Source organism: Absiella sp. AM29-15, from assembly GCF_003434225.1.
Taxonomy (GTDB): Bacteria; Bacillota_I; Bacilli_A; order Erysipelotrichales; family Erysipelotrichaceae; genus Hoskinsella; species Hoskinsella hominis.
Map to the genome: position 1 here is coordinate 45,502 of NZ_QVFL01000007.1, position 20,127 is coordinate 65,628.

The window sequence follows — 20,127 nt, forward strand, 5'->3', positions numbered from 1 at the left end:
AATGAAAAAATATAATATTGTAATAGTTGGTGGAGGAAGTACCTTTACACCAGGCTTTTTAAAAAGCTTCTGTAGAATGCAGAAAGAGTTCCCATTAAATAAACTGGTATTATTTGATATTGATGGAGAACGTCAAAAACCAATCGGAGAATTTGGAAAACTGTTGTTTCAGGATAATGCACCTGAGGTAGAATTCTCTTATACGACAGATATCAAAGAAGCATATACCGATATGGATTTTGTATTCATGCAAATGCGTGTAGGGAAATATGCAATGCGTGAACTAGATGAAAAAATACCTTTGCGTATGGGATTAATTGGTCAAGAAACAGTGGGCGCAGGTGGTTTTGCGTATGGCCTTCGTTCCACAAAAGAAATGATTAAAGCGGTATATGATATTCGTAAATATGCACCAGAAGCATGGATTTTAAACTATTCCAATCCAGCAGCAATTGTCGCAGAAGCTTTACGCAGAGAATTCCCTGACGATAAACGAATCTTGAATATCTGTGATCAGCCTGAAAATATTGTACGTTCTGCCAGCCGTTCTTTAGGGTGTGACTTTCACTTGTTAGATCCTGTATACTTTGGTTTAAATCACTATGGTTGGTTTACACATTTATATAATGTAGAAACAGGTGAAGATTTATTGCCAAAATTAAGAGAAATCATTCATGAACGTGGCTTTTTACCACAGGATGCTGAACAGCGTGATCAATCCTGGCTAGATACATATGGCTATGTACAACAAATGATGGAAGATTTCCCTGAATTCCTGCCAAACTCTTATGATCAATACTATCTATATCCATATTATAAACTGGAACACTTAAATCCAGAATATACACGTACAGATGAAGTAAGAAATGGCCGTGAAAAACGTGTGTTTGAAGAATGTAATAAGATTATCGAAGCAGGCACAACAAAAGGACTTGTGGATATCCATGAAGATGCACATGCGGAATTTATGATTGATGTCGCAATGGATATCGCATATAATCGCAATAACCGTCATATTATCATTACAGAAAATAATGGTTTGATCGCAAACATGCAGGATGATGCTATGGTTGAAGTTGCGGCAGAATTAGGCGCAAATGGCCCAAGACCAATGGGTGTTGGCAATATTCCAACCTTCTATAAAGGCTTGCTGGAACAGCAGGTGGCTTATGAGAAATTGACAGTGGATGCATATTTTGAACATTCTTATCAAAAAGCTTTACAGGCATTAACATTAAATCGTTTGATTAATGATGCGAAAAAAGCCAGAGAAGTATTAGATAAATTAATAGAAGCCAATGGTGATTATTTCCCTGAATTAAAATAAGATCAATAAGCACACATTCTCGTGTGCTTATTGACTTTCTATTGTAATCTGCCCTAAAATGAAAGTATATAGGGAGAAGGGATACACATGTTAGAAAAAATGAATAAAACGAAACTATTGGCGGACTCTGTCGCAGATCAAATCAACGATTTAATCAAAGACAGGCAATTGCATCCTGGAGATAAATTACCAAGTGAGATGGAATTAATGGAGGCTTTAAATGTAGGCAGAGGTACGGTGCGTGAAGCGGTTAAGATATTAGTTTCCAGAAACGTTTTAGTAATTAAGCGGGGGATTGGTACATTTGTAAGTGAACATACAGGGCAAATTGATGATCCATTGGGATTTAATTATGTTGAAGATAAAGAAAAGTTATTTTTAGATACTTTAGAGTTACGCTCATGGATAGAACCCAATATGGCAAAGTGTGCTGCCAAAACAGCAAGTGATGAACAAATCAGCGAATTAAAAAAGCTTTGTGATGTAATAGAAGCACAGTTAAAAGAAAACAAGGATCATACACAGGCAGATATTAAATTTCATACACTAATCGCAAACTGTACAGATAATCTGGTAATATCTAATTTGATTCCAATTATCAGTGTTGGTGTAACAACATCTATTTCTTTAACACAATCAATATTAAAAGAAGAAACCATTCATACGCATCGAGAGATTGTAAATTGTATTGCGGCACATGATGAACAAGGAGCTTATAATGCAATGAAAAAACACATTGATGAGAATCAAAGATGCGCAAAAAAGATGATTCAAAAATGATAAAAAAAGTGAGAAATTTCACAGAAAGTGGAATATCTTACTTTTTTTCTTTGCGCTATTGTGTCTATAAGAAAAGCGATTACAATATAGACATAAGACGTCATATGTCTTGCGGAGGATGGATATGAAAAGTCAGGAAATAAGAAAGATAGCACCAGAAATGGATCCCTTAAGAATAGGAATGGGATGGAGTATTGATGATTTATCTAAAACACAAATCATGGTAGAAAGTACCTTTGGGGATTCCCATCCAGGCAGTGCACATTTATTTACACTCGTAGAGAAAGCATGCGAAGGAATCAAAAAGGCCAATGGTAAGGGTGCCAGATACTTTACAACAGATATCTGTGATGGACAGTCCCAAGGACACGATGGGATTAATTATTCTTTAGCTTCACGTGATTTAATTGCGGCAATGATTGAAACACATGCGCAGGCTACACCATTTGATGGTGCTGTGTATATCGCTTCATGTGATAAAGGAATGCCTGCCCATTTGATGGCAGCCGGAAGAAATAATATCCCTTGTATATTTGTGACAGGAGGTGTGATGGAAGCTGGTCCTCATCTATTAACACTTGAACAAATTGGTGCCTATAGTGCAATGGCACAGCGTGGAGAAATTAGCGAAGAAGAATTTCTATATTATAAACACCATGCCTGTCCAAGTTGTGGGGCATGTAGTTTTATGGGGACTGCTTCTACGATGCAAATTATGGCGGAAGCATTGGGCTTGATGTTACCAGGTAGTGCCTTGATGCCAGCGACTTGCGAAGATTTAAAAGATGTAGCAGAAAAAGCTGGGAAACAAGCAGTTTGGCTTGCGGAACATGATATAAAGCCTAGTGATATCGTTACATGGAAATCATTTGAAAACGCCATTAAAGTACATGCGGCAATATCTGGTTCTACCAATAGTCTGTTGCATTTACCAGCAATCGCAAAAGAATTTGGTATTGAATTAGATAGTGACAGCTTTGATCGACTTCATCGAGGGGCACATTATATATTAAATATCCGACCAGCAGGAAAATGGCCTGCACAATATTTTTATTATGCAGGAGGAGTTCCAGCAGTGATGGAAGAAATCAAAGACCAGCTGCATTTGGATGTCATGACGGTAACAGGCAAAACATTGGGAGAAAACTTAGAAGATTTGAAAAAGAATGGATACTATGAGCGATGTGCTGCCTTGTTAGAAAAAACAGGCATAAAAAAAGAAGATGTGATTTTCCCTTATGATCATCCAATTGGAGAAAATGGAACAATCGCAGTATTAAAAGGAAATCTTGCGCCACTTGGTTCTGTCATGAAGCACTCTGTAGTGCCAAAACCTATGCAGGAAACGATATTAAAAGCCCGTGTATTTGATTGTGAAGAAGATGCTATTGATGCCATTATAAAGAAAAAAGTCCAGCCTGGAGATGCCGTATTTATCAGATATGAAGGTCCAAAAGGCAGTGGTATGCCAGAGATGTTTTATACTACCGAAGCCATTGCCTCTGATCCAGAATTAAGTGCATCCATCGCATTGATCACAGATGGAAGATTTTCAGGTGCATCAAAAGGTCCTGCCATTGGACATGTATCACCAGAAGCACAAGAAGGTGGACCAATCGCTCTTGTAGAAGATGGTGACTTAATTCAAATCAGTGTAAAAGAACGTAAACTAGCCATTGTTGGTATTCATGGTGAGATGATGAGTGATAAAGAAATTGATGAAATACTTGCACAGCGTAAACAAAACTGGAAGCCAAAGAAAGCAAAATATGAAAAAGGAATTCTATCAATTTATACACAATTAGCAAGTTCTCCAATGAATGGTGGAGGAATGGAATGGAGAAAAGAGAATGAATAATATAGCATTAATGAAAAGAATATACGAATTAGGAATTGTACCAGTGATTGCATTAGATGATGTAGAAGCTGCATCAGGATTAGCAAAGGCTTTATGTAAAGGCGGTCTTGCGATTGCGGAGGTCACCTATCGTACAGCATGTGCCCATGATGCCATGATAGAAATGAAAAAAGCATGTCCAGATATGATTATTGGGGCTGGTACAGTTCTGACAAAGGAACAAGTAGATTCCGCATTAGATGCCGGTGCGCAGTTTATTGTAAGTCCTGGCTTGAATCCAGCGATTGTTTCTTACTGTTTAGAAAAACAGGTGCCTATTTTACCTGGCTGTGCAACGCCTAGTGATTTAGAAAAAGCAATAGAACTGGGTCTATCTATCGTAAAATTCTTTCCTGCAGAGGCAAATGGCGGTATCAAAGCGATTAAGGCTATGTCTGCGCCATATAAAGATTTACGCTTTATGCCAACAGGGGGTGTAAATGAAAATAACTTATCCGCATATTTATCCTTTGATAAAATCATTGCTTGTGGTGGTACATGGATGGTACCAAAAGAGTTGATTAAAACAAAAGATTTTGATCAGATAGAACATTTAACAAGAACTGCAGTAAAGAAAATGTTGAATTTGAAATTAGCACATGTAGGTATTAATGCAGAAGATCAAAGTGATCTATGTGCAGATATATTAAATAAATTCAGTTATGAAGCATCAGATGATCGTGAAAAATCCATCTTCGTTGGAGATGTTGAGCTTATGAAGAAACCAGCTTATGGAAAAATAGGGCATTTGGCATATTCGACCAGCAATGTGGAGCGTGCGGTTTTCTATCTAAAACAGGCAGGATTTACATTTGATGAGAACAGTGCGGTTTATGATGCAAATGGGCATTTGACATTTATTTACGCAAATGAAGAAGTGCATGGCTTTGCGCTTCATCTAGTAAAGGAGAAAAATTAATATGAAAGTTATTACGTTTGGAGAAATCATGCTGCGATTAGCACCACATGGCTATTATCGTTTTACCCAGGCAAACGACTTCGAGGCAACCTTTGGGGGTGGAGAAGCCAATGTCGCAGTATCACTTGCTAATTATGGACAGGACGTGGCTTTTGTCACAAAACTGCCAATGCATGATATAGGACAGTGTGCTGTAAATGATCTAAGAAAATATGGTGTTGATACTTCTATGATTACCCGTGGTGGAGATCGTGTTGGTATCTATTATTTGGAGAAAGGTGCCAGTCAGCGTGCATCACAGGTCATTTATGATCGTGCACATTCTGCCATCGCAGAAGCAAAACCAGAAGATTTCAACTGGTCTGAAATATTTGAAGGTGCAGATTGGTTTCATTTCACCGGAATCACACCAGCATTAAGCGATACTGTTGCCACTATCACACTAGAAGCATGTAAAGCCGCTAAAGAAAAAGGTGTCATGATTTCCTGTGATTTAAACTTCCGTAAGAAATTATGGACAAGTGAAAAAGCAGGACAAGTCATGGGTGAGCTAATGCAATATGTGGATGTATGCATCGCGAATGAAGAAGATGCTGAAAAAGTATTTGGTATCAAAGCAAGCAATACGGATATCACAAGTGGTCAGTTAAATCAGGAAGGATATATCGATGTCGCAAAACAATTAAAGAAACGTTTTGGATGTAAAGCAGTAGCTATTACCTTACGTGAAAGTATTTCTGCATCCGACAACAACTGGGCAGCGATGCTATATACAAATGATGAAGCCTATTTCTCAAAGAAATACCCTGTACACATCGTTGATCGTGTCGGTGGTGGAGATTCCTTTGGCGCAGGTTTGATCTATGCGATGCTTATGAAGAAAAAGCCGCAGGATACAATAGAATTTGCGGTAGCGGCAAGCTGTTTAAAACACAGTATTGAAGGAGATTATAATCGAGTCAGTGTAAAAGAAGTAGAAAATCTAGCCAATGGCGATGGCTCAGGCAGAGTACAACGATAATTCAATCATATGGGATGTTTATACATTCCATATTTTTTATATTAAGCATTCCTCACTTCCGCTTTCTTCTAAGATATCATGCCTGAAAAGCATGATTGTAAATAGAAATGAAGTATTAGATTTATTGAGAACTTCGCATTACAATATCATTGTAAAGTAATAGGAGGATAACAATGGAATATATCACATTAGGTAATTCAGATTTACAGGTATCAAGAATATGTCTAGGCTGTATGGGATTTGGTGATGCAAAACAAGGCATGCACACATGGACACTTCCATATGAGGATAGTAAAAAGATTATCCAGCATGCATTGGAATCTGGTATCAATTTTTTTGATACAGCAATGGCATATCAAAGTGGTACAAGTGAAATCTATCTGGGAAAAGCAATTAAAGAACTCGCAAAACGGGAAGATGTAATCATTGCGACAAAGTTCTCGCCAAGAACACAGGAGGAAATCAACCAACATATTTCTGGCCAACAACACGTAGAAAACTGTCTAAATGCAAGCTTAGAACGCTTAGGCATGGAATATGTGGATTTATATATCTATCATATGTGGGATTACCATACACCAATTGAAGAAATCATGGAAGGACTACATCGTGTGATTCAACAGGGAAAAGTAAGATATATTGGTATTTCTAATTGTTACGCTTATCAACTGGCGAAGGCGAATATGATTGCCAGAGCAAATGGCTGGGAAGAATTTATTTCTATTCAGGGGCATTATAATCTGATATTTAGAGAAGAAGAAAGAGAAATGGTACCTTATTGTAAAGAAGGAAATATCGCATTAACACCATACAGTGCATTAGCTTCTGGTCGTTTGGCAAAGAAAGCAGGAGAACAATCAAAACGGTTGGTTGAAGATCAATTTGCGAAAGGGAAATATGATGCAAGTGCAGATATAGATTTACAAATCATCAAAAGAGTAGAAGAGCTTGCGGAAAAAAGAAATGTGTCTATGACAGAAATATCGCTTGCTTGGCTACTAACAAAAGCCACTTCACCAGTTGTTGGTGCGACAAAATTACATCATATTGATGGCGCTGTAAAGGCAGTTGATCTGAAGTTATCTGAAGATGAAATCAACTATTTGGAAGAATTATACAAACCACATCCACTTGTTGGTGTGATGGCACAAAATAAATAGGAAGAATTGATACTTCCTTTTATTTGCGCAAATTTATAGAAAAGGGAAGGTAATTTATGTTCACAAATCAAGATTTAAAGAAAATGATACTCCCCTTGTTTATGGAACAGCTGCTGGTGATGCTGGTTGGTCTTGCGGATACATTTATCATAAGTTTTGCGGGAGAAGCCGCTGTTTCCGGGGTATCCTTGGTCAATATGTTTAATACGGTATTCATTTATCTTTTCACGGCACTGGCATCAGGGGGAGCTGTTGTCATTAGTCAATATATCGGAAGAAAAGACAGTACACATGCGGGCATGTCCGCAAGTCAGCTATTGATGTTTTCTACCCTTTTCTCCATTGTAATATCCTTGTGTATTCTGATAAATGCACGTTCCATATTAAGTTTATTATTTGGAAATGTTGAGTCTGCTGTAATGGCATCCTGCATGACATATTTACGTATCTCTATTTACTCTTATCCAGCACTTGCCGTATATAATGCTGGTGCTGCTGTTTATCGTAGTTTTGGGAAAACGAAAACAACGATGTATATTTCTATTGGTTCTAATATCATTAATGTTATTGGAAATTGTATTGGGGCATTTGTTTTACATGCCGGTGTTGCCGGTGTCGCATATCCCTCTTTACTGGCAAGAATCTTTTCTGCCGTTGTGATTACCATAATGTGTTTTGATAAAAAGAATATGGTATATTATCAAATCAAATGGATCATCAGTTGGCATAAAGATTTATTGAAAAGAATATTAAGTATTGCGATTCCAAATGGTATCGAAAGTGGTATCTTCCAACTTGTGAAAGTGGCGTTAAGCAGTATTGTGGCATTATTTGGAACCTATCAAATTGCTGCCAATGGTGTTGCGCAAAGTATCTGGTCACTTGCTGCACTTACAGGAATTAGTATGAGTCCAGTATTTATCACTGTCATTGGAAGAGTGATGGGTGATCATGATATTGTACAGGCTGAGATGTATTTCAAAAAGCTGTTGAAGATTACCTTTATAATATCAATCATATGGAATGCTTTGATTCTGTTTGCTATGCCACTGATCCTGCACTTCTATGCATTAACTGAAGAAACAAAACAGCTGGTGTTCTTATTGGTCTTGATACACAATGTATGTAATGCATTTGTATTCCCATTCTCTGGGCCATTAAGTGATGGATTAAGAGCAACTGGTGATGTGAAATTTACGATGATTGTATCCATTTGTTCAACAATATTTGGTAGATTTATTTTCTCATATATTCTAGGTATTGTATGTAATCTGGGTGTGATTGGTATTGCCTTGGCGATGTGTTTAGACTGGGTAATCAGAGGTTGTTTATTCTATTATCGTTTCCGTTCTAAAAAATGGCAGAGTTTTCGTGTGATATCATAAATATTTCATATGAGGGGAAATATTGCAGTTTATTTCAATTGAATTAGTTGTGATTTTATATAGATAACGACTAACCAAGAATCTATTTCTTAATTAGTCGTTTTTATTTATTCATTATGTTGTAATTTAAATATTGTCTTTTGCGCTTCAATTTCAGCTCTTAATTCTTCATCAGTAGGCAAATATAGTTTATACTTACTTGCAAATAACTGTTCATTTCCTTTTAAAACTGAATAACGAGCAATATCTTCATCTGTTTCTGAACATAAAATAATACCAATAGTAGGGTTATCTCCTTCTGTACGCTTTAATTCATCATACATTCTTACATACATATCCATTTGTCCTATATCTTGATGTGTTACTTTTTCTGTTTTCAAATCAATTAGCACAAAACATTTTAAATAGTAATTATAGAAAACTAAGTCAATAAAATAATCTTGTTTTTCTGTATGAATATGTTGTTGCCTGGAGATAAATGCATATCCTTTTCCAAGTTCCATTAAGAATTTTTGAAGATTACTAATAATACTTGATTCAAGCTGTGTTTCAGTAAATGATGTATCAGTTGATAAAGACAAGAATTCTGCAATCACTGGATTTTTAATAAATTCTAACTTATCATATTTACTATTACCTGTAAGTTGTTTCATTTCTTCGATTACTGGTTCTTTTACTTGAGATTTTAATAAACGATAATAATATTGTGATGAAATATTACGTTGCAAGATTCTAACACTCCAAGTTTGTTCAATTGCTTCATTCTCATACCAGTTACGTGCTTTATCATCTTTTACTTGTATTAGAGTACGATAATGAGTCCAGCTGAGCAATGGAACAGATTTTCCACTCACTGAGTGGAAAATGTTTGGATACATTTTATAGAAAGAATAAAAACTGTAAAGATTTGTTTTTGTATATCCTTTACCATACTCATTTGTAAGTTCTTTTGATAATTTTCTTATAAGTGTTGTTCCATATTCAGCACGATCTTCATCCTTTAGTTCTTCTTCAGCTATTCTATATCCAATTAACCAGTTTCGATAAACTAAAGCCGTATTAATTGCTTGATATGCCTGTTTTTGTGATAAATCAATAATATTCTTTAAATCAGAAACAATATCATCTGTTTTCTCAACTTCAATAAGTTGAGTGACGTACTCCCACCACTTATGCAAAGCATAGAAGTGGGGCTTCTTGTTCGATGAAACTATCGTTTCAAGCATTCGCAAGCTATCCCCGCTCGTCCTTCGGTTCTTTTTATTATCTTTCATCAGATACTTTCTAGTATCCGTTTTCCTTCTTCTCTTAGGTTCTTTGCTGCATTCTCATCTCGGTCTGCTTCATATCCACATTTTGGACAAATATATTGACGTTCTTTTAATTCCATCTTTTGTTTTGATCCACATTGATGACATATTTGTGTACTTGCATACCATTTATCTACCTTGACTAAGACTTTCCCTTGTTCTTCTAGCTTATATTCCAGCATCTTACGAAACATTCCAAATCCATTGTCTAATAGGTTCTTTGCTAAATGAAGTGCCTGACTCAATGCTTTCATATCAATATCTTCTACTGCAACATAATCGTAAGAATTGGCTATCTTCCTACTTTCTTTGTGTAGAAAATCTTTTCTTTGATTAGCGATATGTAAATGTAATTTTGCAATCTTTGCTTTTTGCTTGATGTAATTATTACTTCCTTTTTTCATCTTTGATAGTTTTCTATTTTCTCTTGCCAGCTTTCTTTCACTGACACGATAATAATGTGGATATCCACAATGATTTCCTTCACTATCTACATACAGTTCTTTTTGAGAATAATCTAAGCCAATACCTTTGATTATCGGGCATTTGCTTATTTCTATTTCTTCTTCAAATAAGATAGATACATAGTATTTGTCTGCTTGTCTGAATACAGTTACTGATTTTAAACTGCCTTGTGGGAGCCTATGAAGCTTTATTTTGACTTCGCCTAGTTTGGGAAGCTTGATGTACATCCTGTGATTTTGATCTGATTCAGTGATCCTGATGTTATTATTTACACGATTCGTCGTATAGCTTGCTCTGCACTTATGCTTACATTTGAACTTAGGAAATCCAATTTTAGGTTCATCAGAAAACTTTTTGAATGCTGTTTCTAAATTTATCTGTGCATTGGTAAGTGCCATAGAGTCTGCATCTTTTAAGAATGGATATTCTGATTTATATGTTGCTGGTGTCAAACGGATAGACTTTTTGTTTGTTTCATAGTACTTTATTTTATCTTCAAGCAGCTTGTTGTAGATAAAACGTGCACATCCGATATTCTGTTCAATCTTTTGTGCTTGTTGCTGTGTAGGAGTAATAGCATATTGATATCCTTTTCTCATCTTAATCATCATGTTGTTCACCAGGCTTTCCTTGTGTCTTGATATATTGCTTGATGATTTCAAGAGGCGCATCCCCTACACTGATCAAACAATAGCTTTGACTCCATAACTGCTGTTTCCAAAGCTTTTCGCGGATCTGAGGAAACTCTTTTTTTAGCAAGCGTGAACTGGCACTTTTGTAAGCATTGATGAATTTACAAAGCTCTGAATTAGGATGAGAAGAAAAAAGGATGTGAACATGATCGACATCATGATTCCATTCTTCTAATGTGATATTGTAATTTGAAGCGATATGAATAAAAATCTCCATCGCTCGATGACTGATCATATCGTCAAAGACATCTCTACGATACTTGGTTGTGAAGATCAAATGATAATGAAGAAAAAAGACTGAATGCATATTACTATCTAATTGCACTATAATCACCGTCCTTAATTATAATCGACTGACCATACTGCTACCAGCTAATTGATGAGGATATTATAACACAGAATAGTTGTAATAGCTATAGAAAAAAAGAAAAAATAATAATAAAAAATTACATATTGCTGCATTCATCCCACCACTTACTTATCGCCGTTGAAGTGGGGGACTTCTGCCTGCTTTTGGTTAAAATCTAGTAAATTATTCATTATTCTCATCCTTTCTTCTTTTTATTGTCTAATTTTTACTTCGTATTTTATTGAATTAATTTGTTCTGTAGGAACTTTGAAAATAAGCTAGCTAAATTACTAAACATATTTTACTATAACATCGTCTTTATTGAAAGCACTATTGTGAAAGGTTGGTGATCTGTTATGAATAGAGATGAAGCAATCACTAGAATTACCAAATACATCAAGTATAGAAGTAATTCATCTCATACACTCTACCAATATTTATTCTGTTTAAACCATTTTTGACTATATTGATGTTGATGATATTTTTGCTTTAACCTAAAGCAGGAAGAAGTCCCTGAGAACCTAGTGTTATCATAAATATTTCATATAGAACAAACATAAAGGAAGAATACAAAAAAGGTTATATGATAAAAAATTCATAATCTATTTTACTTTATAAGCGAAAACGGTATAATATAACCCGATACAAGGAGGAAGAATATGCGTATAAAAGGGATATTTGCGACAATATTATCTGCCATACTGTTTGGTTTAACGCCACTTCTAACAACCATGATTTATGACTATGGCGCAACATCTATGACCGTCGTATTCTTTCGTTCCTTGTTTGTGCTACCTATTCTTGCCATAATTATGTATAATCAAAAAATATCTTTTCATATCTCAAAATTTGATCTAAAAAACGTCGCAATTATCGCGATACTTGGCAGTGGACTAACCACGATTCTTCTGTTTTCATCTTATAACTATATTGATATTGGCTGTGCAACAACCCTTCATTTCCTATATCCGGTATTTGTGTCATTATTATGCTTTTTCATCTATAAACAAAAGATATCTAAACAAAAACAAGTTGCTCTTGGGTTAGCTTTACTAGGGGCATTATGCTTCTTTGACTTAAGCGCAAATGCAAAACCTATAGGGCTGATTATGGCAATTGCATCTGCGTTCACATATGCATTCTATATGGTACAGCTTGAAAAAACACGATTAGCGCATGAAAATGCTTATAAAGTATCGTTCTATCTGGCAGTATTTATCGCTATAGAAACACTTGTGTGCTCTATTATTTATCCTATCCATTTTGTAATGCCATGGGAAGCATATGGGTTGTTGATTGTACTTGCCATCATGTCCAGCTTTCTTGCAGTAGTGCTTCTACAAAAAGGGATTCAATATTTAGGAAGCAGCACAGCATCATTATTTTGTTTATTTGAACCAATAACATCTGTTGTCTGTGGCTGGCTGATATTAGGAGAAGCCTTAACATTATCAAAAATAATAGGGTGTGCTTTGATATTAATAGCACTTATCATAATGAGTAGAAAAAATAAATAAGAGGTATTTATGGAAGATAAATTAGTATTGTGGGCAAGATATCAACCTGCGTTTGTGAAACAAAAGATTATACCAGAGATTTTTGAAAACATTAAGAATGATGGCATGTTATGGCCTGAAGCTTATCAGGTGTATAAAGATTATATTGGTAAAGAAAACTGTATGCTTTTTCATCATAGTTATACAGAACAAGATATTCCAATGGGAAAAATATATTCCCATATCGCTTGAATAGAAGATGGCGTGATTCTTCCTGCATCCATACAAGAATGTCATGCGAAAGCAGTATGTTTCTTAACTGCTTATAAGACGCAGCCATCAGATCATGCCATGTGTGGGCATCATGAATTGAGCTTGATTGAATTTCAGAAAGTTCCTTCCATGATATATGATCTTCAAGAGATCTCAAAAAATAAAACATTGAGAAATGGAAAGTATTTGTGTTTATTTTAAGAATACCTTTATTACGAAAACTGATATACAAAAAGAAAAAGGATATTTCATATCAATACAAGTCGCTGTGAAATATCCTTTTCGTTATTTTCCATGAGAAATATCATTCACAAATGTAACAATATCATTCGGCGTGCAATCTAAAATATTGCATAACTTTTCTAGTGTAAGTAACGTTATATTTCTGTTGTTCTTTAAAGTATCTAAAGTTCGATTATCAATTCCGGATTTCAATAATCTATATTGTGAAACACCTTTGATCTTCATGGTTTTCCATAATGGACTGTAATCTATAATCGTAATCAACTCCTTAATCAGATTATAGAATTAATATGTCTAAATTGATATTGTGCATATATTCACAACATGGTATGATATATTAAGAAAGCAATTGTAAAAAAAATAAGAAAGAAAAGGGAGATTTTACACAAATGGAAAAGATGAAAGAGTATATCAAAAACAACAAAAGGATCGTTATATCTGGTGTAGTTGTTATTGTACTTTTAGTTGCTGGGGGCATTTGGTTTGCGGTGCAATCTGGCAGTCATAAGGACACAGAACCAAAGCAGACTGAGCAAATTGAGCAGAAACAAAAGAAAATTGAGAAGGAAGTCAAGCTGGATGAAATCAAGCCTTTGATTGATAAAGAAATTATCAAAGGGATCAAAGATTATGAAAGTGACAAAGGCGCCAAGGTAGATTTGAAAAAACTTGTATCCGTAGATGACAGTATTGTAGAAAAAGTGGAAATTGACGATAGTAAGATTGATTCTTCTAAAGAAGGCAAATATGAAGTCATTTATACGATAACGTTGAAAGGTGATGGCCTGAATACATTCCTAAAGAAAAACAAAGATGTGAAACTAACATTTGATACAAATGCTGATGAGATCATTGTAAAAGTAAAAACAACGGTTTCAATCAAAAACAAGAAACAAGCGAAAGAAGAAACAAAACAGAGCAATAAAGATGATAAAGCAAAGGAAACGGTAACGAACAACAATCAACAAGTTGCGGAAAATAAACCAAATGCTGAAAACAGTTTTAGTCAAAGCAGTTCTTCAAGTAAACCAAGTGGAGGAAACAATAATTCTTCCAATAATAAACCAAGTAGCAACAACAGTATAAGCAATTCTGGTAATAGTAATACGAATACTAAACCAAAAGAACCTGTACATGAACATAGCTATGACATATATGTACCTGAAAAGAGTCATACAGAAGAGCGTGAAGTTCCTGTCACAGTACATGAAGCACAATATGAAATTATTGACGATTGGTACGAATGTAATCATTGTCATGCTAGATTTGATTTAGAGGAGGATTGCTTTATACATTGTGGAGATGTCTGTGGGTGTGGCTGGAGTTATAAATTAGATAGAGAATTTACTGGTTGGAAAGAAATAATAGAATATCAAAAACAAAATGTTAAAGTGGTAGATGAAGAGGCATATTATATGTGTTCTTGTGGTGCTCGTCTGTAGCAGAATCATTTAAAGGATTGACAAATTCGTCTTTCCTTTTTTTCATGGATAAAAGAAATTTCTATAATCAATACATAGAAAAGATGTTATATTTATTTTATTTGTAATAGCTTGGTACTTGATGTATGATGGAAGTAACAAAAAGGGAGGCTATATGATGGAGAAAATTAGCTATGGTAAAAAATTAACACGCTCATATATCATACTATCGCAAATTGGCATATGTATTACGATATATTTGGTATTTTTACTAGTTTTTCTATATTATAAAAGTCAACCTGGCGCAAACCCTATTATGCTAAATCCATTGTTTGAATTGATACTTGCACTTATTTTTACACCATTTTGTTTCATATTGCAAATAAGTATTACACAGTTTAAGTATATGGAACTAAGAGAACATGATATGTTGTACTTTGAGGGTGCCACAGTTATAGATTGTATAAAGCTGGCTTGGAATGTTTTAAGATATGGAAATGATACGAAAGTTTATAAAGTAATTTCATATAGTGATATTGATAAGGTTACATTACGTTTTTCACAAGGGAAACAATCAAAGGGTTCTTCGTTTGATACATATTATTTAAGCATCCGCTTTTATACCAAAGAAGTGTGTTTCCTTAGTTTCTCACAATCAATGTCATTAAATGAAAAACTAGATAATCAAATGATTCATGATATTTTAGAATTTTTGTTAAATCATCATGTAAGAGTTGTTGATCAGCATCATTTGATGGGATATTTGAAGCGAGATCAAAAGGCTTTCCATGAGTATTTGGATAGCATTAAGAAAAGAAAATGATTTGAGTAGTAAAGAATTTAAATGAAGATTTCTCTTTTACATTATGAGAATAATCAATGAATGTCGATTATTTATCTACAAAAAAGCTAGCGAACCTTTCGTGATTTGCTAGCTTTTTTAATTATATACAGTGCTTATAATATTTCACCATTTGAAGCAATTACCTGTTGATACCATGTAAATGATTTTTTCTTATAGCGTTTAAAAGTACCTTGACCATCCTCATCTGCATCAACGTAAATAAATCCATAACGCTTTTTCATTTCACCACTACTTGCGCTAATCAAATCGATACAACCCCAAGTAGTATAGCCAATTAAATCTACACCATCGATTAAAATGGCATCTTTCATTGCTTGGATATGATCACGTAGATAATTGATTCTATAATCGTCATCAATATTGCCATTGATAAGCTCATCTTTTGCGCCTAATCCATTTTCAACGATAATCAAAGGTTTTTGATAACGATCATAAAGAGCATTTAAAGTAATTCTTAAACCAAGAGGATCAATTTGCCATCCCCATTCACTTGCGGAAAGATAGGGGTTTTCAATGGTAGGAAACACATTGCCTTTTGCATTTGCCTGTAAGTTAGGATCTGCACTTGCTACTCCACTGTTATAGTAGGAGAAAGATACAAAATCTACACAGCCTTGTGAAAGAATCACTTTATCTTCTTCTGTAATCGACAACGAAATATGGTTTTGTTCTAAAAACTTTAATGCATAAGATGGATAATACCCTCTTACTTGAATATCCGCAAAATAATAGTTCTCACGATCTTTCTGAATACTTTCCATTACATCATTTGGATTACAAGAATAAGGATACATATTACCAGCAGCAAGCATACATCCAACCTTATAATCTGAATCAATTTGATGTGCTAATTTTACAGCCTTTGCACTTGCTAATAATTCATGATGTGCTGCAAGATAACACATTTCTGTCTTGTTTTCATCTGGTTGAATCGTTAAACCGGCAGCCATATATGGCATATGCAAAATCATATTGATCTCATTAAATGTAATCCAGTATTTTACTTTACCTTTAAAACGTGTAAATAAGGTTTCACAAAGTCGCAAATAAAAACCGATAAGTTTTCTGTTTCGCCATGCGCCATATGTTTTAATCAAATGAATAGGGATATCAAAATGGTTGATGGTAATGAGTGGTTCTATATGATAAGAAAGACAGGTATCAATGATATCTTCGTAAAATGCTAAACCATCTTCATTCGGTGTATCTTCATCACCTAGTGGGAATATACGTGACCAGCAGATGGAAAAGCGATATACCTGAAACCCCATTTCTGCGAATAGTGCAATATCTTCTTTATAATGATGATACATATCAATAGCAGTTCTTGAAGGATAATATTCATTATCCTTCAAACATTTTGGGTCTAATTGTCCTGATGCAACTGCAAAACGATTTTCTTTAGATGGAATAAAATCAACATTTGATAGGCCTCGATTACCTTCTAAATAACCGCCTTCACATTGGTTGGCTGCGGTCGCACCACCCCATAAAAATCCTTTAGGAAATGTACTCATAAGTTATCCTCCTATCGAATGATTGTTAAAAATTCTTCTTTATTCTCTAAACCTGTTTCCATAACATCAAGATAATCAGCTGTATTTGTGATAACCACAGGGGTCAGCAATGAATATCCCGCGTTTTTGATTTGATCCATTTCAAATGTTAACAATGTTTGACCAGCATGTACCTGATCACCTTGTTTTATACAAGGATGAAAATATTTGCCTTCTAATTGGACTGTATCCATACCAACATGAATTAATACTTCAATTCCTGAATCTGATGTAATACCAATGGCATGATAAGTAGGAAATAATGTTGTAATTGTTCCATTTACAGGAGAAACAACTTCTCCTTTTTCTGGTTCTATTGCAAGACCTTTACCAAGGATACCTTGTGAGAAGGCACAATCCTCAACTTTAGATAAAGGAAGAACTACACCTTTTATTGGTGCAAGGATGATTTCTTTGTTTAACAATTCAGTTGGTTTAACACTTGCTTCAACAACTACTTCTTTTGTGTCATCTTTCCAGAATAACATGGTAAATACAAACCCTAAAATCATAGCGGCAACTGCGCCAATAATACCAACATACATATTGTCAAAGCTGTTTGTAACTGGATCAATTAAAGTAGTAAAACCAAAGATACCTAAGCCTCCCATTGCAAATTCACGTAAGTTGAATAATCCATAAAATCCACCTACTAACGCAGCAGCAATACAGCTTAGCATAAATGGCTTTTTCTTAGGAAGTAGAATACCGTAAATCGCAGGTTCTGTGACTCCAAAGAAACCTGAAATAGACGCAGGGATGCATAATTGTTTTAATTTTTTATCTTTCGTTTTAATCATCATTGCGACAACAACAGCTGTTGTTGCAAATGAGCCTCCAAAGAATGGTAGCATGACATTATCAAATCCTAATGTTGCGATATTATTGATATAAATTGGAATAATTCCCCAATGTAAACCAAAAACAACTAGAATTTGCCAAAGTCCACCAACGAGCGCACCAGCAATCATTGGAGAGAAACTACGTACCTGCATAATTCCAGATGCAATGATGTTGGAACCATATGTTGCGATTGGACCAATTAAAATAAATCCAATAACAAGTGAAATTAAAAGAGTAAACATAGGAACAAAGAAGAATTTCAAAAGATCAGGAATAATTTTGTTAAAGCCTTTTTCTACTTTAGAAGCTAAATAGCATATCAGGATGACTGGTATGACTGTAGATGTATAATCCATAGTAATAATAGGAATATTAAAAAGTGTTAAGTATACTGGCGATTCAAATATACTACCTGTGAATAAAGTGTATAAAGGTTCTCCTGCACCTGCCAAAGTACTTGCCTGGATAGCAGGATAACATAATGCAGCACCAATAACCAATCCTACAAATGGTTTTAAACCAAATTTTATTGCGGATGTGTATCCTAATATAACTGGTAAGAACATAAACATTGCATCACCGATTGTTGTCATTAGAACATCAGCACCAGATCCAGCACTATACCATCCCATAGCTAAACACAAAGCATTAAGACCTTTCATCATACCAGCAGCAGATAAAACAGATAAAATAGGTTGGAAGATTCCAGATACTGTATCTACAAGCATATCAAAAGGTTTCTTTTTTACTTTTGGTTGATCTGTATGATCACCTGCATGTATTTGAGCGACTTCACATACATCAGCATATACCATAGGTACATGATTTCCAATTACTACCTGATATTGCCCACCAGATTTCATGACAGTAACAACACCATCCATATTTTTTAGAATCTCATCATCAGCTTTGCTTTCATCCTTTAATTGAAAACGCAGACGTGTAACGCAGTGTGTAAGGGAAATAATGTTTTCTTTTCCTCCGATGTGTTTGACAATCTCCATTGCCAGTTGTTTATAATCTTTCATATTCATTTACCTCCATTTTTTATGTTATATATATGAAGGTTTAGCCAACTGAATGTAACTACCCAATTAGACGTATACTGTGCACACTTGCCTCCTTTCTATCAGTATACGGGTTCCTTATTTTGATTTTTTAACAATTCTTTCGATATGAATTGTTAAGTATAACTGTTCTTCATCTGACAGACAGTAATCATAATTGTTTTGTATAAATTCCATGATTTTTCTGACACATTGATAGGCTTCATGGTATTGTGTTTTCACCATTGTTAACAAGGTATCATTTTCATCACTTTGATATTCTGTATGTGTTAATAGACGTTGTGCAAAGAATTTTAAATGTGTAATAAAGCGGTAATAGTAAACAGAGTCTTCATCAAAAGATACTTTACATGTGTATTTAATGATGTTGATGATTTCCTGCATTACTTTTGTTAGTCCATACATATCACCTACAGATTCTTCCATTTGTGCATTTACGATATGTAAAGCAATAAAACCTGCTTCATCTTCAGGAAGTTTAGTACCTGTTTTATCTTCGATGATATCTAAAGCAGATTTACCAATTTTAAATTCTTCTGGATAAAACTTCTTTATTTCCCATAACAGCACATTTTTCACAAAAACATGATCCTTGCTTCGTTCAATAGATGTATGGATATGATCGCTTAATGAAATAATTATTCCTTCATTTAGTTTTTTATGTAAGGTATCCGTTGCCATTTCCATAATCGTAACAGCAGCTTCTATTTCTTGAATTGGGATTTCATTCAATAAATCGCTTAGATGAGTAATGCCTTCTTGTTGTGACATGACAAAACGTTTTTCAATCATTCGATCATCGATAGGATCATTTGGGTGCTTTTTAAATCCGATGCCTCTTCCCATTAATATGGTTTCTTTTCCTGCTTCATCTTTCACAATGACGATATTGTTGTTAATCAGTTTATGGATTCTCATACACATACCTCTTTTCATATAAAAAACCTGCACAAAACCAATGGAACTGCTGTTTCACTGTTTCTTATGCAGGTTTAGCTTGCCATTACACAATAACTACCCGATTACGCCTAAAGTTTAGCATACTTCATTTCAATCTG

Annotated in this window: 18 protein-coding genes; 11 read left to right on the forward strand and 7 right to left on the reverse strand. The window is 34.7% G+C overall.

Annotated features, from left to right (window positions below; genetic code table 11):
* The first annotated feature begins 1 nt into the window (after position 1).
* The 7 genes from DW761_RS08685 to DW761_RS08715 all read left to right on the forward strand — a co-directional run bounded on the left by DW761_RS08685 (position 2) and on the right by DW761_RS08715 (position 8,489).
* Positions 2-1,327 carry a 6-phospho-alpha-glucosidase gene (locus tag DW761_RS08685; RefSeq protein WP_117452531.1) on the forward strand — a complete coding sequence of 442 codons (1,326 nt, stop codon included), beginning with the start codon at positions 2-4 and terminating at the stop codon, positions 1,325-1,327.
* 87 nt (positions 1,328-1,414) lie between these two features.
* Positions 1,415-2,107 (forward strand): FadR/GntR family transcriptional regulator, encoded by a 693-nt coding sequence (locus DW761_RS08690; protein WP_117517607.1) that lies wholly within the window; start codon positions 1,415-1,417, stop codon positions 2,105-2,107.
* Positions 2,108-2,231: 124 nt separating this feature from the next.
* Entirely contained in the window at positions 2,232-3,965 is a 1,734-nt protein-coding gene (gene ilvD, locus DW761_RS08695; protein ID WP_117517610.1) for a dihydroxy-acid dehydratase, read from the forward strand.
* On the forward strand, positions 3,958-4,923 hold the full coding sequence (locus DW761_RS08700; RefSeq protein WP_117517612.1) for a bifunctional 4-hydroxy-2-oxoglutarate aldolase/2-dehydro-3-deoxy-phosphogluconate aldolase: 966 nt from the start codon (positions 3,958-3,960) through the stop codon (positions 4,921-4,923). Before ilvD ends, DW761_RS08700 begins: the two co-directional genes overlap by 8 nt.
* A gap of 1 nt (position 4,924) precedes the next feature.
* On the forward strand, positions 4,925-5,944 hold the full coding sequence (locus DW761_RS08705; protein ID WP_199485616.1) for a PfkB family carbohydrate kinase: 1,020 nt from the start codon (positions 4,925-4,927) through the stop codon (positions 5,942-5,944).
* A gap of 173 nt (positions 5,945-6,117) precedes the next feature.
* On the forward strand, positions 6,118-7,104 hold the full coding sequence (locus tag DW761_RS08710) for an aldo/keto reductase (protein ID WP_117517615.1): 987 nt from the start codon (positions 6,118-6,120) through the stop codon (positions 7,102-7,104).
* Between the two features lie 56 nt (positions 7,105-7,160).
* Positions 7,161-8,489 carry an MATE family efflux transporter gene (locus tag DW761_RS08715; RefSeq protein WP_117517617.1) on the forward strand — a complete coding sequence of 443 codons (1,329 nt, stop codon included), beginning with the start codon at positions 7,161-7,163 and terminating at the stop codon, positions 8,487-8,489.
* Positions 8,490-8,596: 107 nt separating this feature from the next.
* Here the strand turns inward: DW761_RS08715 and DW761_RS08720 are convergent, their stop codons facing one another.
* Genes DW761_RS08720 through tnpA form a run of 3 tightly spaced genes read right to left on the reverse strand, consistent with a single transcriptional unit; the run spans position 8,597 to position 11,281 of the window.
* Positions 8,597-9,715, reverse strand: a complete 1,119-nt coding sequence (locus DW761_RS08720) for a PDDEXK nuclease domain-containing protein (RefSeq protein ID WP_233511919.1) — start codon at positions 9,713-9,715, stop codon at positions 8,597-8,599.
* A gap of 47 nt (positions 9,716-9,762) precedes the next feature.
* Complete coding sequence (locus DW761_RS08725; RefSeq protein WP_233511921.1) at positions 9,763-10,875, reverse strand: RNA-guided endonuclease InsQ/TnpB family protein; 1,113 nt, start codon at positions 10,873-10,875, stop codon at positions 9,763-9,765.
* Entirely contained in the window at positions 10,865-11,281 is a 417-nt protein-coding gene (gene tnpA, locus DW761_RS08730) for an IS200/IS605 family transposase (protein ID WP_117517620.1), read from the reverse strand. Before tnpA ends, DW761_RS08725 begins: the two co-directional genes overlap by 11 nt.
* A gap of 683 nt (positions 11,282-11,964) precedes the next feature.
* Here tnpA and DW761_RS08735 point away from each other — a divergent pair.
* Complete coding sequence (locus DW761_RS08735; RefSeq protein WP_117517622.1) at positions 11,965-12,822, forward strand: DMT family transporter; 858 nt, start codon at positions 11,965-11,967, stop codon at positions 12,820-12,822.
* A gap of 9 nt (positions 12,823-12,831) precedes the next feature.
* Positions 12,832-13,053, forward strand: coding sequence for a hypothetical protein (locus tag DW761_RS08740; RefSeq protein ID WP_117517624.1), 222 nt, complete (start codon positions 12,832-12,834; stop codon positions 13,051-13,053).
* Positions 13,054-13,359: 306 nt separating this feature from the next.
* Here DW761_RS08740 and DW761_RS08750 read toward each other — a convergent pair whose 3' ends face one another.
* Complete coding sequence (locus DW761_RS08750; RefSeq protein WP_233511351.1) at positions 13,360-13,542, reverse strand: helix-turn-helix domain-containing protein; 183 nt, start codon at positions 13,540-13,542, stop codon at positions 13,360-13,362.
* 164 nt (positions 13,543-13,706) lie between these two features.
* Between DW761_RS08750 and DW761_RS08755 the strand changes: the two genes are divergently transcribed.
* Positions 13,707-14,759, forward strand: a complete 1,053-nt coding sequence (locus DW761_RS08755) for a hypothetical protein (protein WP_117517628.1) — start codon at positions 13,707-13,709, stop codon at positions 14,757-14,759.
* A gap of 154 nt (positions 14,760-14,913) precedes the next feature.
* A complete protein-coding gene (locus tag DW761_RS08760) occupies positions 14,914-15,561 on the forward strand; it encodes a hypothetical protein (protein ID WP_147323320.1) in 648 nt (215 codons plus the stop codon).
* Between the two features lie 134 nt (positions 15,562-15,695).
* Here the strand turns inward: DW761_RS08760 and DW761_RS08765 are convergent, their stop codons facing one another.
* The 3 genes from DW761_RS08765 to licT all read right to left on the reverse strand — a co-directional run bounded on the left by DW761_RS08765 (position 15,696) and on the right by licT (position 19,987).
* Entirely contained in the window at positions 15,696-17,120 is a 1,425-nt protein-coding gene (locus DW761_RS08765; RefSeq protein ID WP_117517632.1) for a 6-phospho-beta-glucosidase, read from the reverse strand.
* Between the two features lie 11 nt (positions 17,121-17,131).
* A complete protein-coding gene (locus DW761_RS08770) occupies positions 17,132-19,030 on the reverse strand; it encodes a beta-glucoside-specific PTS transporter subunit IIABC (RefSeq protein ID WP_117517634.1) in 1,899 nt (632 codons plus the stop codon).
* A 117-nt stretch (positions 19,031-19,147) separates the two neighbouring features.
* Positions 19,148-19,987, reverse strand: coding sequence for a BglG family transcription antiterminator LicT (licT, locus tag DW761_RS08775; RefSeq protein WP_117517636.1), 840 nt, complete (start codon positions 19,985-19,987; stop codon positions 19,148-19,150).
* Between the last annotated feature and the right edge of the window lie 140 nt (positions 19,988-20,127).